Source organism: Nocardiopsis mangrovi, assembly GCF_042653925.1.
GTDB lineage: Bacteria > Actinomycetota > Actinomycetes > Streptosporangiales > Streptosporangiaceae > Nocardiopsis_B > Nocardiopsis_B mangrovi.
Genome location: NZ_JBHSFQ010000026.1, coordinates 16,122 through 32,131, shown reverse-complemented (window position 1 = coordinate 32,131; position 16,010 = coordinate 16,122). Strand labels below are relative to the sequence as shown.

The following is a 16,010-nucleotide window of genomic DNA, read 5'->3' as shown; positions in this document are numbered from 1 at the left end:
CCAGCCGTGATGCCGGACACGCCGGTCCGGGTCCGGCCGGATGCCCCGCCGGGTATCGGACCTGGACCCGCGGCCGGCCGGGTCAGGGCGCGTCGGTGCGCCCCAGCTCGGCGCGCCAGTTCCGGGTGGGCCGCCACCCCAGCGCGCGTTCCGCGGCGCCGGAGGAGAACGCCGGCCGCGTGCCCGTCAGCGCGGGGGCGGAGCCGGCCGTCCCGGGGTGGTAGCGGGGCAGCAGCTCGGCCAGCGGGCGCTCGGCGAGCGCGTCCTCGGCGATCGCGTGCAGCACCTGCCCGTTGGCCACCCGGTCGGGGTGCTCGGCGATCAGCGCGAACAGCTCGGCAGCGTCGCGGGCGTCGACGTAGTTGAAGAGCGAGCCCGCGGCCAGGCCGGGGTCGGCCAGCCGTTCGGCGACGGTGTGCCCCTGCTGGGTCCGCGCGCCCGCCCACTCCTCGGGCGCGAGGACGTAGCCCGGACGCACGCAGGCCAGGGTGCAGCCGCCGCTGCCGGCGCGCGCCAGGGTGCGCACCGTCTCCTCGATGACGACCTTGCTCAGCCCGTAGGAGTGCCACGGGGCGACCGGATGCTCCTCGTCCAGGGGCAGGTAACGGGGGGACCAGTCCTCGGGGCCGTAGCCGAACACCGTGGGGCTCGACGCCGCGACGGCCGACCGCGCGCCGTGGGCGACCGCCGCCGACAGCACGGCCCACGCCAGCCGCGTGTTGATCGAGAGGATCTCGGTGTCGGGGCGGCCGAAGGGCACCGCGATACCGGCCAGGTGGATCACCGCCTCCGGGCGCGCCTCGGCGAACACCTCCTCGCGCGCCGCCTCGTCCAGCAGGTCGGCGGTGCGCGGCGTCACCCCCGGGGCGGCCGCCCCCGGGGCGACGTCGACGGAGGTGACCTCGTGGCCGCGGGCCGCCAGCTCCGCGACGACACTGCGGCCGAGCCGGCCGGATCCGCCGGTGACGAGGGTGCGCATGGTGATGGTCCTGTCTGCTTCGGTGATCGCGTGATCGGTCGGGTGGGGTCGGATCCCGGGCGGCGAGGCGCGCCCGGTGCGGTCGTCCGCGGGCGGGTCACCCGCCCGCGCCGGGGGCGTCCGCCGCCTCCGGCCCGGTGCGGGCGAGAGCGGCGGCGGCGAGGGACGCCAGGGCGTCGGGACCGGGGTGGCCGTCGGCCACGACGGTGACCACCCGGCGGTCGATCACCCCGCCCGGGCCGACCTCCAGCGGGTGGCTCCACGCCAGGGACGCCCCGACACCGGGGTACTGGCCGGCGCGCAGGAACCAGGGGTCGCGCACCTCGCCGGCCGCAACGAACACCAGCGTCCACGGCGCTCCGGCGGTGGACCGGCCGCTGAGCGCGAGCCAGGGGGAGCGGGAGCCGTGCAGCGCCTTCTCGCCCTCCGCCGCGGGCCCGATGCAGCGCGGCGCCTCGGCGGCGATCGGCGCGCGCCAGAAGAAGCCGCCGTACCCGGCGCCGGGCCGGCCCTTGGTGGCCGGGCTGTGCAGGCGCAGCCGCCGCCCGCTGCTGTTGCTCAGCCGCGTGCGCAGGTCCAGGGCCCACACCCCCTCGCCCAGGTCGTGCGCCGTGGTGTCGCGCACCTCGCTGATCAGCTCCGACCCGTCGGTGCCCACCCACGCCAGCTCCTCGGTGCGGGCGGAGGGGTCGGCGCGCGGCCACCCCCGGTGCTCCTGGCGCCCGTGGTTGGCCAGCAGCACCGGGCCGCGGTCGCGCACGAACGTGGTCCCGCCCCAGAAGCTCACCCCGGCGACGTCGGCCACGGCGACGCCCACACCCAGGTGGTGCCGGTGGTCCTCGGGGTGGGTCTCGGTGACCACGGTCCCGGTGAGGGTGCGTACCGGGTGCAGGTGCGGCCGGGGCGACAGGACGGGATCCACATCCGCGCCGCTGTCGTACTCGGCGACGACCGCGCCCCGGCAGGTGAGCGCGATGCTGCGGGGGTCGGACACGGGGGCTCCTTGCGGGGGCGGGCCCGGCGGTGGCCGGGGAAGCGGAACAGGGAGGTCGGTGGTGCGGGCCGCCCGCGAGCGAGCGGCGGGCGATGGGCGGGTGGCGGACGGCGCCGCGTTGGTGCGGGGGCCCACCGCGGGGACGGCGGGCCGCGGCGCCCGAGGTGCGACGGCCGCGCACGCGCCTGCCGCCCCGACCGGGTGCGACCGCCCGGCGCAGGATCACGCCGGCCGGCACCCGGCCGGGCGGCCTCGGGGCTGCCGCCGATCACCGCGACGGCCGTTCCCGGTGCGGTACGCGCGCTGTCGGGGCGGCGCGCGGTGCCGCGCCTCCGGTCCCACGGGGCAAGGCCCGGGTGCCGGCGGCGTCCTCCGCCGAGACCCCGGTGCGGGGGGCGGTCGCCTGATCGCGCGGCCCTCTCTTTGCGCGGCCGGACCGGCGTGTGCGCGTGACCGCGGGTCACCGGGCGGCTCCCGCGGTCGCCCACGGGGCGCCGGCCTCGGAGAACAGGGTGATGCGCTCCGCGCATTCCTCGACGAGCTCCTCGATGCCCGTGATCACCCGGTGTACGCCGTCGTCCTCGGTGCTCACGGTCTGCTCCGCCTCGGGGACGGGGCGCGGGGCCGGCGCGCGCCGGACCGCCTCCAGCACCGACATGAACCCCTCGGTCCGGCCGGGGGGCACCAGCAGCGGGGCGCCGTCGCGCAGGTGGGCGACCAGGTTCTCCAGCAGGTCGGTGCGCGGGTGCGTGGTGACCTCCGCGGCCGTGCCGGGGCGCTCCAGGCGGACTTCGTCGCGCGTGTAGAACAGGGTGATCCGGCCGGCGCCGCCGTGGACGATCAGCCGCGGGAGGCGGTGGCGGGGCGCGCAGAGGGTCGCCGCGATGCAGATGGGGGTGCCGTCGGGGGCGCGCAGCCGGACGCAGGACGTGTCGTCGCTCTCGATGTCGTGGGCGTGGAACAGTTCGAGTTCGATGCCGTCCGCCGCCGCGCGGTCCGCGCCGGCCACGGCGAGGGCGGTGGCCACGGTGTGCGCGAAGGGGTTGGTGAGCGCGCCGTCGACCACGTCGCGGCCGTCGAGCCGGCGCCGCCCGGCCCAGGAGGCGCGGTCGTAGTAGGCCGATGTGCGGATCCAGGTGCACGCCCCGCCGATCCCGGTCACCTCCCCGATCGCGCCGGAGGCGATGAGGTCGCGGACGGCGTCGACCGCGGACGATCCCAGGCTCTGGAAGCCGATCTGGCAGGCCGCCCCGGCCGTCTCCACGGCGCTGCTGAGCGCGCGGAACTCCGCGAGGGTCGCCGTGGGCGGCTTCTCCAGGAGCAGGTGCGAGCCGTGTTCGAGGGCGGTGCGCGCCAGGGGCAGGTGGGTGTGGATGGGGGTGGCCAGGATCGTCACGGCGGCCGGAGCCCGGCGCAGCAGGGCGCCGAGGTCGGAATCCTGCCGGACGTCGCCGTCGGCGCGCAGCGCGTCGGGGGGCAGCGGGGTGCTGTCGCAGACGCCCGCCAAGCGCACCAGTCCGTCCGCCGCGAGCCTGCGCACGTTGGCCAGGTGGGTGCGGCCGTGCCCGTGCACCCCGGCCACCACGACCGGCAGCGGTTCCTCGCTCATCGTGGACATTCCCTTCCTGCTCCGGGCCCGCCACCTGGACCGGTAGCGGTGCGCCCGGCCTTCGGAAAGCGCTTGCCAAATGTAGATGCGCGCTCGGATCGGTGTCAACGGGCCGGGTCCCGGCCGGCCGCCGGGGCGCCGGGTTCGGCAACGAGTGTGTAACGCGACTTGACGTGCGTCACACCCCGGGTGTTCCAATGGGTCCTATTCGCCGTAAACGTTTACAGGAATTCACACCGCGAGGTGCTGTAAACGTTTACAGTTCGTGTCCACGCAGTACAGGGAGGATGGGATGGCCGCGCACAGCAGCCCGACGATCACCACGATCGCCCAAGCGGCGGGCGTGTCGATCGCGTCCGTCTCGCGTGTGCTCAACGGCCTGCCGGTCCGCGCCGAGACCGAGCGCCGCGTCCTCGACGCCGCCGACCGCCTGGGCTACGTCCCCAACGCCGTCGCCCGGTCGCTGAAGTCCGCCCGCACCCACCAGATCGCGTTCGCCGTCGAGGACATCGGCAACCCCGTCTACCTCGCCATGCTGCGCGAGATCCAGCCGCTGCTGAAGGCGGCCGGCTACCGGCTGGTCCTGCATTCCACCGGCGCCGACGCCGCGGAGGAGATCGAGGTGCTGCGCGGCCTCGGCCAGCGCTACGCCGACGGCCTGATCATCGTCCCCATCCGGGTCACCCGGGAACACCTCGCCGAGCTGCGCGCGGTCGAGGCGCCCGTCGTCGTCATCGGCTCGCTGCCCGACGACGGCCTGGCCGACAACGTCCGCACCGACTCCCGGCGCGGCGTCGACATGGCCCTGCGCCACCTGACCGGACTGGGCCGGCGCCGGATCGGCTTCATCAACGGCCCGGCCGACACCGTCCCCGGCCACGCCCGGTCCGAGGCGTTCCGCGCCGGCACCGCCCGAGCCGGGCTCGCCGTCGCCGACGGCACGGTCCACGAGGGCCGCTTCGACCGCGAGACCGGGGCCCGGGCCGTGCACCGGATGGCCGACGGGCCCGCCCCGATGCCCGACGCCCTGCTGTGCGCCAACGACCTCATCGCCCTCGGCGCGCTCGACGCCCTGCGCTCCCGCGGCCTGGACGTGCCCGGCGACGTCGCGGTGGTCGGGATGGACGACACCGACCTGGCGGCGGTGTCCTGGCCGCCCCTGACCAGCGTCTCACTGGGGTCCGCCGAGCGCGGCGCCCTCGCCGCCCGGCTGCTGCTGGACCGGCTCGGCGCCGACGCGGACCTCTCCGCGCCGCGGGCCGTCACTGTCGAACCGCGCCTGGTCGTGCGCGCGTCAACGGGAGGTGCGCATGTCGTCGACGACGGCTCCGCCGCTGGCTGAGCCCACCCCGCCCGCACCCGGCGCGCCCCCGCGCCGGGCCCGCGCGGCCCGGACCGACCACTCGGTCCTGGGGCTCATGCTCCCGGCGCTGGTGCCGGTCGTGCTGTTCAGCGTCGCGCCCCTGGTCTACGGGGTCTACCTGGCCTTCACCGATGCGCGCTCCGGCCGCAACGTCGACGTGGGCTTCGTGGGCCTGGAGAACTTCGCGGAGCTGCTCGCCGACGGCGACTTCTGGGCGTCCTTCCAGATCGGCCTGGTGTGGGCGGTCAGCGTCACGGCCCTCCAGCTCGCCGCCGGCATGGGCCTGGCGCTCCTGCTCGACCAGGACCTGCGGCTGCGCTGGCTGGCCCGCACCCTGGCGATGGTGCCGTGGGCGATGCCGCCGGTCATCGTCGGGCTGATGTGGCGGCTGGTCTACCACCCCGACGCCGGGATCCTCAACGCCACCCTGCGCGACCTCGGGCTGATCTCGGGCGACATCGACTGGCTCAACGACTTCTCCGTGGCCCTGCCCGCGATCATCGTCGTCGGCGTGTGGACCGGGATGCCGCAGACCACCATCGTGCTGCTGGCCGGGCTCCAGAGCGTGCCGCGCGAACTGCGCGAGGCGGCCGAGGTCGACGGTGCGGGAGCGTGGCGGCGCTTCCGCACCGTCACCCTGCCCCAGCTGCGCCCGGTGATCGTGACCATCACCTCGCTGAACTTCGTGTGGAACATGAACGAGTTCGCCCTGGTGTGGGTGCTCACCCAGGGCGGCCCGGGCGGCCGCACCCGGCTGCCGATGCTCTACGCCTACGAGGAGGCGTTCCGCTACGGCTTCTTCGGCTACGCCGCGGCCATGGGGGTCGCCATCGTCGCCGTCGTCCTCGCGGTGCTCGCGCTCTACCTGCGCCGCCAACTGAAGGAGATGCGATGACCGGGGGCACTCGCGCACCCCGCGCCACCCGCGCCACCTGGGCCGGCAGTCGGGGCCGGCGCGCCACGGGCCGCGCGCTGCAGTACCTCGCGCTGGCGGGCTACCTGGTGTTCCTCGGCTTCCCGCTGGTGTGGCTGGCGTCGACCGCGCTGAAGACGTCGCGCGAGATGGCGCGGCTGGACCCCACCTGGATCCCGCTGGACCCCACGCTCGCCAACTTCGCCGCGGCGTTCGGCGAACAGGACCTCGTGGGCGCGGCGCAGCGCAGCCTGGTGGTCGCGCTCGCCTCGTCGGTGCTGGTGGTGCTGATCGCGCTGCCCGCCGCCTACGCCCTGGCGCGGTTCCGCTCCCGGCTCAACCGGGTGGCGCTGGGCTGGGTCCTGGTCAGCCAGGTCTTCCCGTTCATCCTCATCATCATCCCGGTCTTCATGATCCTGCGCACGATGGGCCTGGTGAACACGCTGGCCGGCCTCGTCGTCGTGCACGTCACGTTCTGCCTGCCCTTCGTGCTGTGGATGCTCCAGGGCTATGTCCGCGGGGTGCCGCCGGTACTGGAGGAGGCCGCGGCGGTCGACGGCGCCGGGCGGTGGCGCACCGTCGCCAGCGTCGTGGCCCCGCTGCTGGCCCCCGGCGTCGTGGCCGCACTGATGTTCGGGTTCATCTCGTCCTGGAACGAGTTCCTGTTCGCCCTCATCCTGCTCAAGGACCCGCAGGTGCAGACGCTCCCGCTCGCCCTGGTGCGCTTCACCGGTCCCGAAGGCGTGGTCCGGCTCGGGCCCCTGGCCGCGGCGTCGCTGCTGGCGACCATCCCGAGCCTGGTGTTCTTCACGTTCATCCAGCGCCGCCTCAAGGGCGGCATGGTCTCCGGCGCGGTGAAGGGATGACCCGCCGAATCGGTTCACGCGGATCCGCCACCCCGGCGGACCCGGCACAGGAGGTGTACCCCATGCGTCGCAGCATGCTGCCGCTGACCGCGGCCGCTCTCACCGGGACGCTCGCGCTGAGCGCGTGCGGGACGGGCGCCGACGACGGCCCCGCCACGCTCCGGTTCCTCAGCCTCGCCTGGCAGACGGAGTCCGTCGAGGCCAACGAGCGCCTGGTGGAGGAGTGGAACGAGGCCAACCCCGATGTGCGGGTGGAGTATGTGCAAGGCAGCTGGGACAACGTCAACGACCAGCTCATGACGGGGTTCGAGGCCGGCGACCCGCCCGATGTCATCCACAACGACTCCCCGGCGCTGGCCGGCTTCGCGTCACGCGGGTACCTGGCCGACCTCACCGGCATGCTCCCCGACGACCTGAAGGACGACATCCGCCCCGAGGCGTGGGAGACCGCCACCTTCGACGACCAGATCGTGGGCGTGCCGTTCCTCCAGGAATCACAGGTGTTCATCGCCAACCGCACGCTGCTGGAGGACGCCGGCGTCCGCATCCCCGCCCCCGAGGACCCCTGGACCTGGGACGAGTTCGCCGAGATCAGCGAGGACCTCACCGACGACGACACCTACGCCGTCGCCTGGCCGCTGGGCAGCCCCGTCAACCGCGTGCTGAACCTGTCCCTCAACTACGGCGGGACGTTCTTCGAGGTCGACGCCGAGGGCGGCGCCACCGCCCGGATGGGCGAGCCGGAGCGCGAGGTGCTCGAACGCATCCACGACCAGATCCACACCGACCAGACCGCCGACCCCGGCACGGTCGGCATGTCCGGATCCGACCCCCTGCCCGCGTTCTTCGCCGAGGAGTACGCCATGGTCCAGGTCGGCGTCTACGCCCGCCAGCAGGTGGAGGAGCAGGCGCCCGAGGACTTCGACTGGGTCACCATCCCGCCGCTGGTCGGCGACACCGCCGAGCAGGGCGCCACGTCCCAGACCCTCTCCGTCGCCGCCGACAGCGCCTACCCCGAGGAGGCGGCCGAGTTCATCTCCTTCTTCCTCGGCGCCGAGAACCAGGTCGATCTGGCCCGGGGCGACTGGCTGCTGCCCACCAGCCAGGAGGCCGCCGCGGCACCGGAGCTGAACACCGAGGAGAACGACTGGGACGTCGCCACCGCCTCGGCACAGGACCTCGTCGTCGCCCCCTACCTGCGCGTGGAGGGCTTCGACGAGTGGAAGAACCGCGTCGCCCAGCCCGCCCTGGAGGAGTACTTCAGCGGCGAGATCGACATCGACGAGCTCAGCGACCGGCTGGAGACCGAGGGCAACGACGTGCTGAGCCGGTACAACTGATGGCGGACCCCGCCGGCACCGCCGCCACCACCGCCGGCGCGCGCGACCGCGCCCGGGGCGCCCTCCTCGGCCTGGCGGCCGGGGACGCCCTTGGCCGGCCCGCCGAGAACCTGGCGCCCGCCGAGATCGCCCGCCGCTGGGGGCGGCTCACCGAGCTGGAGACCGGCCCCGACGGCGTGGCAGCGGGCACCGACGACACCGAGTACACCGTCTTCGCCTCGCTGCTGCTCGCCGAGCACGGCCACGCGCTCACCACCGAGCACGTCGTCGACGCCTACCGCGCCCAGATCCTCACCATCGACGGGCCGATGCGCGGGGCCGGGTTCTCCGAGCTCGGCGCCGCGCAGGCGCTGCGCCGCGGACTGGCCCCGCCCATGACCGGCCGCGCCCACCACCACGGCTGGTCCGACGGACTGGCCATGCGCAGCGCGGCCTACGGGGTGTTCGCCGCGGGCGACCCCGGCGAGGCCGCCCGGCTGGCGGAGGTCGACGGGTCGGTCGGCCACTCCGGCGAGGGCATCCTCGGCGGGCGCGCCGTCGCCGCGGCCGTCGCGGTCGCCATGACCGGCGCGGACCCGGACGCGGTCGCCGAGGCGGGCCTCGCCGCGGTCCCCGCCGACTCCTGGACCGGGCGCAGCCTGCGCGCCGCGCTGGCCGCGGCCCGCGCCCACGGGACCCCCGGCGCCGCGTTCACCCGCGCGCTGCACGACGCCGTCGTGCCGACCCGCTACCCGTGGACCGACCTCGCGCCCGAAGCGGTCGCCCTCGCGTTCGCCGCCTGCCTGGCGGGCGGCGGCGGGGTGGAGGAGTCCGTCGTCACCGCCGCCAACCTCGGGCGCGACGCCGACACCACCGCCGCCATCGCCGGTGCCGTGACCGGCGCCGGACGCGGCGAAACGGGGGTCCCGGAACGCTGGCGCCGCGCCATCGGCCCGGTCCGCGGCACCTGCCTGCCGGCTCTGGCCGGCCGCCACGTCGCCGACACCGCGGACCTGCTCGTCGCCGCCCGGGGGAAGGGGAGGTACACGTCATGACCGGACCCGCGACAACAGAGCGGACGCCCCTCTCCCCGGCGCCGCCGTACCGGCCCGCGCCGGTCAGAGGGCACGGGGACGCGGCTGCGGCCGCGCGGATCGCGGCCGGCGTCGGCCGTATCGGTCGTATCGCCCGGTCGCGCCGGGGGCCGTACGCGAGTCCGGCGGACCCTGCTTACTCGGCCTCGGGGACGGGCCCGTTCGCCGAGGCCGTCGCCGGCCGGGCGTGGCCGGGCCGGCGCGGCGGCGACGCCCGGGAAGCCGTCCTCCCCGGGGCCGAGCCGGGGACGTCCACGCAAGGAGCCGCCCGATGAGCAACGACCGTATCCGCGGGGCCTTCATCGGGCTGGCCATCGGGGACGCGGCCGGCTGGCCGGCCGCGCGGCACCGCTTCGGGCTGCTCGCGCCGTGGACCCGGCGGCTGGGCCGCGAACTCGACCTCTTCGCCGAGGAACACGGCGTCACCACCCTCCCGGTGCCGTTCGCGCTGAACCAGCCGGTCGCCCCGCTGGCCCTCGGCCCGTCCGACGACGCCGAATGGCTGGCCTGGACCGCGCACACCATCGGCCGCGACCGGGGCGAGGCGTTCGGCGGCCTCGCCGGGCGCGAGGACATCCGCGCCCGGATCTCGGTGCGCACCGCACTGGACCACCTGCGGCGGGGCGTCCGGCCGCCGGTCACCGGGCACGACAACCCGCACCACTTCGACGACGCGGCAGCCGTCCGCGCGGTCGCCTTCGGCGCCGCTCACGCCGGCGATCCGGCCGAAGCCGCTCGCGCGGCCGAGACCGACGCCCAGGTCACCAACGCCCTGGACGGGGTGGCGGGGGCCCGCGCCATGGCGGCCGCCGTCGCCGCCGCGGCGGGGGGCGCGAGCGCGGGCGACTCCGTCGACGCCGCCCTCGCCGAGCTGCCCGCCGACACCGCGATCGGCGCCACGGCGCGCGCCGCGCTGGCGCTGCCCGGTAACGACCCGTTCGCGCTGGTCCCGGCGGTGGAGGAGATCTGCTGCGACCACGTTTACAGCTATGGCGTCGCCGCCGCCGACACCGTCCCCGCCGCCCTCGCACTGGCACGGGCCGCGGGCGGCCGGCTCGGCCCGGCGGTATCGGCCGCGGCCACCCTGATGCCTCTGGCGGACTCGCTGCCCGCCCTCACCGGCGCGCTGACCGGTGCGCTCGGCGGCTACGCCGCGCAACCCGCGGCCTGGCGCGAACGCGCCCGCCGCCTCAGCGGCTGCTGCCTGCCCGAGCTCGCCGGGCAGGACCTCGTCGCCACCGCCGACGCATTGGCGGCCGCGACCGATCACCACGACGAAGGAGTGTCCTAGATGCTGACCCCCTTGCAGGACAAGGCCGTGGGAACCCTGGCCGGTGCGGCGGTCGGCGACGCGCTGGGAGGCGCCACCGAGGGCTGGACCCCCGAGCAGATCCGCGAGCGCTACGACGGCGTCGTCGAAGGCATCGTGCCCCCGTTCAACACCGACTGGCGCAACGCCCGCCCGATCGCCCCGTACCACAAGGGCGACGGCCACATCACCGACGACACCTTGATGACCCACGCGCTGGTCCGCGTCTACGGCAAGGCGGAGCGCCACCTCGACGCCTACGCCGCGGCCCAGTACCTGGTGCCCGAGATGATGGGGGAGAAGCACTGGGTGCCGGAGCTGGAGGCCGAGGCCCTGCTGCTGCACCGCGTCTTCCTGGCCGAGAAGTGGCTCGTGGCGCGGCTGCACTACGGGCACGTCGACCCGCGGGAGGCCGGTGTCGGCAACATCGTCAACTGCGGTGCGGCGATGTACATGGCCCCGGTGGGGGTGGTCAACGCCGGCGACCCCGCGGGCGCCTACGCCGAGGCCATCGACCTGGCGGGTGCCCACCAGTCCAGCTACGGGCGCGAGGCCGCGGGCGTCTTCGCCGCCGCGGTCGCCGAGGCCATGCGCACGGGGGCGACCGCGGACTCCGTCGTGGCCGCGGCGCTGCGGGTCGCCAAGGACGGAACGCGGGCCGCCATCGAGGCCGTGTGCGAACGGGCCCGCACCATCTCCGACTGGCGCGGGGCGGCGCCGGACCTGCGCGCGGCCATGGCGCCGTTCGACACCGTCGCCGACACCTACCGCGACCAAGGGCTCGGGGCCCGCCGCCCGAGCCGGGTGCACGCCATCGAGGAACTGCCGATGGCGCTGGCGTTCCTCCTCATCGCCGGCGGCGAGTACCGGGACACCGTGCTGGGTGGCGTCAACTACGGGCGTGACGCCGACTCGATCGCGAGCATGGGCGGCGCCATGGCCGGCGCACTGGGCGGCAGGGAGTGCGTGCCCGGGCAGTGGCGCCGCGACATCGCCCGCGCCAGCCGGATCGACCTGGAGGCACCCGGCCTGGAGCTGGCCGAGACCGCCCGCCGCATCCACCTGGCCGACGTGGCGGCCCGCCGCGAGCACGAGCGGACCTTCTCCATGCTCACCGCGGCGCAGGGCTGATCCGGTGCCCGCCGATCACCCGCCGCCGCCGGCGGCCCGGCCCGTATCGGGGGCGTCGGGCATGCCGGGCACGGGCTGCGGGACGGCCACCTCCGGGGGCGCGGGCCCGCGCCCCCGGAGGTGGCCACGGCACCGGGACCGTGGTGGCGGCCGTGGCGCCGGAGTCATGGCGGTGGCCACGGCTCCGGCACAGGGGTGGCGGTCAGGGCGCCGGACTCCCGGAGGCGGCCAGGGCACCGGACTCCGGGAAGCGGCCACGGAGCAGGACCCGCGATGGGCGGGAGACGCGTCCCTGTGCGGGGCGCTGGAACACGATCGAGAGGAAGGCAGGGGGCGGCGTGCGACTCACCTGGATCCATCCCGAGGACCTGATCGGCCATGAACTGCGCCAGGCCCGGCAGGACGGGCGCGCGGTCGAGGCGATCGCGCGGCGCTGGCACGACGCCGGGGGCCACGACGCGCCCCCCATGGCCGGAGCGTCGCCCGAGCCCGCGCCGGAGCGGCTGCGCCGTCTCGCCGAGGACCTGCTCGACGAGTTGGCGACGATCCCCTCCCCGCTCGCCGACCGGGAGCCCACCGGCCTCGACGCCGTGATCTCCGCCTGCCCCGACTGGCCGGGCGCCCCGCTCGCCGCGCCGGGCCCGGACCTGGCCGGCCGGCTGCGCGGCGCGTGGGCGGGCCGGGCCGCAGGATGCGTCCTGGGCAAGCCCGTCGAGAAGATCCCCCGCGAGGGGATCCGCGCGATCGCCGAGGCCACCGGCAACTGGCCGATCCGGGGCTGGTTCACCGCCCGCGGGCTGCCCGATGACGTCGCGGAGCGCTGGCCGTGGAACCGGCGCAGCGCCCCGACCAGCCTCGCCGAGAACATCGACGGCACCCCCGAGGACGACGACCTCAACTTCCCCATGCTCGCCCTGGCCCTGCTCGAACGGTACGGAACCGGGTTCGGGACCGATGACGTCGCGCAGATGTGGCTGGACGAGCTGCCGGCCGGCCGGATCTTCACCGCCGAACGGGTGGCCCTGCGCAACCTGCTGGTGGGCCTCGCCTCGCCGGAGACCGCCGTGTACCGCAATCCGTTCCGCGAGTGGATCGGGGCCCTGATCCGCGCCGACGTCTACGGCTGGGTCAACCCCGGTGACCCGGCGCGCGCCGCCGTGCTCGCCCACCGCGACGCCGCCCTCAGCCACACCGCCAACGGGGTCTACGGCGCCATGTTCGCCGCCGCCCTGGCCGCGATGTCGCTGACCGCGAACGGTCCGGAGGAGGTGCTGGCGGGCGCGCTCCGGGTCGTGCCTCCGGAGTCCCGGCTGGCGGTCGCGGTGCGCGAGGCGGCCGATCTCGCGCGGGCCGAAGGCGACTTCGAGCGCGTGCTCGACGCCCTGCACGCGCGCCACGCGGACCTGCACTGGGTGCACAGCGTGAACAACGCGGCGGCCGTGGCCGCCGCGCTCGTCCACGGGGCGGGCGACTTCAGCGCGTCCGTCACCTCGGTCGTCTCCGCCGGGTGGGACACCGATTCCGACGGCGCGACGGTGGGCTCGGTCGCCGGCGGCCTCCTCGGAGCGGACGGGATCCCCGACCAGTGGACGGCCCCGCTGCACAACCGCGTGGCCAGCACCCTCACCGGATTCAACGGCGCCACCTTCGACACCCTCGCCGCCCGCACCCACGCCCTCGTCCAGGAGACCTCGGGCTGACCCCGCCGATCCGGGAGGAGCGTCCCGCCACATCTGAGAGCGCGCCAGGGGCGGAACGGGGTGACGGCCTCCGAGCGGAGCGGCATGGCCACCGCTCCTCCTCGGCCCGTCCCCAGGCGGCCACGCGGGGCAATGATCCCGGCCCGTGATGGAGGGGTGGGTCGCGGTGGAGACGTGGCCGGGTGTTCGCGCGTGGCGGGCTCCCCTCGCCTTTCCCCATTGCGGCGAGAGGGCGCCCGGCGGCGGGTCGAGGCCCGTCGCCGGGACGGTCCTTCGGAGGTCGTGGACCATCCCCGGGCGCGGTTCGGCTCAACTGATCAGGGTGGCGATGGTGGCGCAGCCGCGGTCGAGCAGGCACACCTGAACCCGGACCGGATCGCCCTCGTCCAGAGACCTGTTCACGGTATCGCTGTACCCAGGGCCCCTGACCACCTGGTCGATGAAGTTCTCCCAATCGCCGAACTCGTTGCGTGTGGCCACGCGCAGGTAAGCCGTCGTCGTGGTGTGGTTCCTCAGGTAGCTGATCTCGCCGTGGGCCCGGAACTCGACCGAGGCGTAGTAGGCGCTGTTCCCGGGGTACCACACGGTGACCTTGCCGCTGACGCCGCCGGCGTCGCCGTCGGTCGGAGTACGCTCGCACTGGGCCCGCCAGGAGGAGACGACGCTGTTGGCGGTGCAGGGCACGATCGCGGCCGATGCCGGGCTTACGCAGGTAGCGGCCAGAACCACCGCGGCCAGGATGGTAACGAGCAGACGCTTCATGGACGTCCCCTTCGTCGAGTGCGCCGAGCCTAGGAAATCCCTCACCAGCACGGGAAGGCCCGTGACCGTTTACGGACGGACACCGGCCGGCAGCGGCCAGGGCGACGGCCGGATCCGGCTCGACGGCGCCGCTCTCGCGCTCGACCCCGGCCGCCGGATCACGCCGATCAGGATGAGCAAGGTTTTTCGACGGGTACGGGGAACGATCGCCGCGGGCTGCGCTGCGGGACATCGACGGGAACGGCCTTGTGGCCGTGCCGACCAGTGGCCGGAACGCTCATCGACCCATCCGGGCAACGCCCATGGCTGACCGGCGCGGGGAATGTCGACGGGATCCGGCGACGGCGTCATCGCGCGGTGGTGAAAGCCTGCCACCGCCGCGGCGGTGGCAGGCGGATCCCGTCCCGGCCCGGGCGGCGGGGCCACGGCCGACCCGGAAGCCGGGGGCGTGGGGTGGTCCCGACCTGAACCCTGCGTAGCGGGTCCTGGAGCACTATGGCCGCCTGGACGGGCTCGTGAACAACGCCGGGCCGGCACACTTCGGCGACGCGACCTCGATTCCGGCCACGGAGCACGCCTACCAGGACCCGGCCCTTCCGGCGGCCTGCCACCGCACGGTGCCGCTGGACGGGAGACATGGCGCACCCGGCGGGATGCGAACCTGCGACCGTCGGATGAGAAGGGGCGGTATCCACCGGTCAGCGACGCTCGGAAGGTCTTTCTCTAGGTCGACTCCCGCCGGATCAGGGCGACATCCACGGGAATGTGGCCCTGTGCGTGCGGACGCCCCAGTGCTTCATCCAGCGCGCGCTGGGCCAGAGCCCGTCCCAGTGCACCGGTGTCGACCCGGACGCTGGTGAGGGAGGGGAGGAACACTGAGGCCAGCGGGCTGTCATCGTGCCCGATCACGGCGAGTTCCTCGGGCACCCGGATTCCCGCCCGCACGGCGGCGCCGACGGCGGTGGCCGCGGTGTCGTCGTTGTAGGCGAGTACTCCCGTGATCCCTCTGCGCGCCATCCCGGGACCAAGGCGTCGGCGTTCTCCCCGTCGATGACGTGGACGCCGCGCCATTCCAGGCCCAGCTCCTCACAGGCTCCGTGTGCGGCGTCCGCGCGCTGGTGGACGAGGGGCGTCAGGCGGGGGTCGCCGGAGGCCGCGAAGAGCATTACTACCCCCCACCGCGATCTCTACGAGAAAGCGACGCTGCTCGGCCACTTCAACAAACGCGCGCTGGCCGAGATCCGCCCCGACACCCCGCTCTACGCCTACGCCGAGACCGGGCTGGGCCTGAAATACCGGGCACACCCGCTCGGGCTGGCGATGGCCGAGGTCTACCTCTCCCGCCTCGACACCTGGCTGGGCCACCGCCGCCGCCACGCCGCGTCGCTCGAACGCGTGCTGGCCGGCCGGCCCGGGTCGCCCGCGAACTCGCCGAGGAGGTCGGGTGGTCGGGGCCGGTCGAGCCCGACGCCGGGTTCGTCGCTTCCTTCGACTACGTCTCCGGCAGCGGCCGTACGGCCCGCCAGCACACGTTCGGCCTCGCCTGGAACGGTTCGGAGATCGTCCTGTCCGAGGAGCACACCGCCTACCGCTGGATCACCCTTGACGAACTCGACACCACCGACCTGACCGAGGAGTCCCGACAGATGATCCGGGACTGGGCGGCCGCGATGGCGTCAGCGGTGTAGCGGCGCGGTGGTCCGCGATCACCGACGACCTGCGCGGACGGGAAGTCCGGCGGACCGAGCTCCTTCACCGTGGACGACCCACTCGGGGCGGCGGACACCAGGAGCCCGAGAGGCACTGCACGCCATGGGCGAGTTCGGCGCCGAGGGCTGTACCCGCGCTCCGACCCTCGTAGCGCGCTTGGTCGGTGAAGGGCCTCACCGCGCGTGCCGGTTCTGGGAGCATGTTGGATACGTGATCACTCCGCTCCGATCACCAAGGACGTCTGCTCATGCTGCGCATCGC

The 16,010-nt window shown here is 74.9% G+C and carries 14 protein-coding genes; 9 read left to right on the top strand and 5 right to left on the bottom strand.

Going from position 1 to position 16,010, the window contains the following annotated elements; genetic code table 11:
* Window positions 1-82 precede the first annotated feature (82 nt).
* The 3 genes from ACFO4E_RS22280 to ACFO4E_RS22270 all read right to left on the bottom strand — a co-directional run bounded on the left by ACFO4E_RS22280 (window position 83) and on the right by ACFO4E_RS22270 (window position 3,582).
* Window positions 83-979 carry an NAD-dependent epimerase/dehydratase family protein gene (locus ACFO4E_RS22280; protein WP_378577852.1) on the bottom strand — a complete coding sequence of 299 codons (897 nt, stop codon included), beginning with the start codon at window positions 977-979 and terminating at the stop codon, window positions 83-85.
* 97 nt (window positions 980-1,076) lie between these two features.
* Window positions 1,077-1,973, bottom strand: a complete 897-nt coding sequence (locus ACFO4E_RS22275; RefSeq protein ID WP_378577850.1) for a DUF6807 domain-containing protein — start codon at window positions 1,971-1,973, stop codon at window positions 1,077-1,079.
* Window positions 1,974-2,433: 460 nt separating this feature from the next.
* On the bottom strand, window positions 2,434-3,582 hold the full coding sequence (locus tag ACFO4E_RS22270; protein ID WP_378577849.1) for a Gfo/Idh/MocA family protein: 1,149 nt from the start codon (window positions 3,580-3,582) through the stop codon (window positions 2,434-2,436).
* 292 nt (window positions 3,583-3,874) lie between these two features.
* Here ACFO4E_RS22270 and ACFO4E_RS22265 point away from each other — a divergent pair, with 292 nt between their 5' ends.
* The 8 genes from ACFO4E_RS22265 to ACFO4E_RS22230 all read left to right on the top strand — a co-directional run bounded on the left by ACFO4E_RS22265 (window position 3,875) and on the right by ACFO4E_RS22230 (window position 13,277).
* Entirely contained in the window at window positions 3,875-4,924 is a 1,050-nt protein-coding gene (locus tag ACFO4E_RS22265; protein ID WP_378577847.1) for a LacI family DNA-binding transcriptional regulator, read from the top strand.
* Window positions 4,893-5,840, top strand: coding sequence for a carbohydrate ABC transporter permease (locus ACFO4E_RS22260; protein ID WP_378577845.1), 948 nt, complete (start codon window positions 4,893-4,895; stop codon window positions 5,838-5,840). Before ACFO4E_RS22265 ends, ACFO4E_RS22260 begins: the two co-directional genes overlap by 32 nt.
* Window positions 5,837-6,724, top strand: a complete 888-nt coding sequence (locus ACFO4E_RS22255) for a carbohydrate ABC transporter permease (protein WP_378577843.1) — start codon at window positions 5,837-5,839, stop codon at window positions 6,722-6,724. Before ACFO4E_RS22260 ends, ACFO4E_RS22255 begins: the two co-directional genes overlap by 4 nt.
* 62 nt (window positions 6,725-6,786) lie before the next feature.
* Window positions 6,787-8,064 (top strand): ABC transporter substrate-binding protein, encoded by a 1,278-nt coding sequence (locus ACFO4E_RS22250; protein ID WP_378577841.1) that lies wholly within the window; start codon window positions 6,787-6,789, stop codon window positions 8,062-8,064.
* On the top strand, window positions 8,064-9,098 hold the full coding sequence (locus ACFO4E_RS22245; RefSeq protein ID WP_378577840.1) for an ADP-ribosylglycohydrolase family protein: 1,035 nt from the start codon (window positions 8,064-8,066) through the stop codon (window positions 9,096-9,098). The genes ACFO4E_RS22250 and ACFO4E_RS22245 overlap by 1 nt, the downstream gene beginning before the upstream one ends.
* Before the next feature lie 310 nt (window positions 9,099-9,408).
* Window positions 9,409-10,428 carry an ADP-ribosylglycohydrolase family protein gene (locus tag ACFO4E_RS22240; RefSeq protein ID WP_378577838.1) on the top strand — a complete coding sequence of 340 codons (1,020 nt, stop codon included), beginning with the start codon at window positions 9,409-9,411 and terminating at the stop codon, window positions 10,426-10,428.
* Window positions 10,429-11,577: an ADP-ribosylglycohydrolase family protein gene (locus ACFO4E_RS22235; protein ID WP_378577836.1), complete on the top strand. Its 1,149-nt coding sequence runs from the start codon at window positions 10,429-10,431 to the stop codon at window positions 11,575-11,577.
* Between the two features lie 338 nt (window positions 11,578-11,915).
* Window positions 11,916-13,277 carry an ADP-ribosylglycohydrolase family protein gene (locus ACFO4E_RS22230; RefSeq protein ID WP_378577834.1) on the top strand — a complete coding sequence of 454 codons (1,362 nt, stop codon included), beginning with the start codon at window positions 11,916-11,918 and terminating at the stop codon, window positions 13,275-13,277.
* Between the two features lie 309 nt (window positions 13,278-13,586).
* On the opposite strand, the gene ACFO4E_RS22225 is transcribed toward ACFO4E_RS22230, so the two are convergent.
* Window positions 13,587-14,039: a hypothetical protein gene (locus ACFO4E_RS22225; RefSeq protein ID WP_378577833.1), complete on the bottom strand. Its 453-nt coding sequence runs from the start codon at window positions 14,037-14,039 to the stop codon at window positions 13,587-13,589.
* Between the two features lie 723 nt (window positions 14,040-14,762).
* Window positions 14,763-15,056 (bottom strand): substrate-binding domain-containing protein, encoded by a 294-nt coding sequence (locus ACFO4E_RS22220; protein ID WP_378577831.1) that lies wholly within the window; start codon window positions 15,054-15,056, stop codon window positions 14,763-14,765.
* Between the two features lie 38 nt (window positions 15,057-15,094).
* On the opposite strand from ACFO4E_RS22220, the gene ACFO4E_RS22215 reads away from it, so the two are divergent.
* Window positions 15,095-15,727, top strand: coding sequence for an NUDIX domain-containing protein (locus ACFO4E_RS22215; protein WP_378577829.1), 633 nt, complete (start codon window positions 15,095-15,097; stop codon window positions 15,725-15,727).
* Window positions 15,728-16,010: the final 283 nt, after the last annotated feature.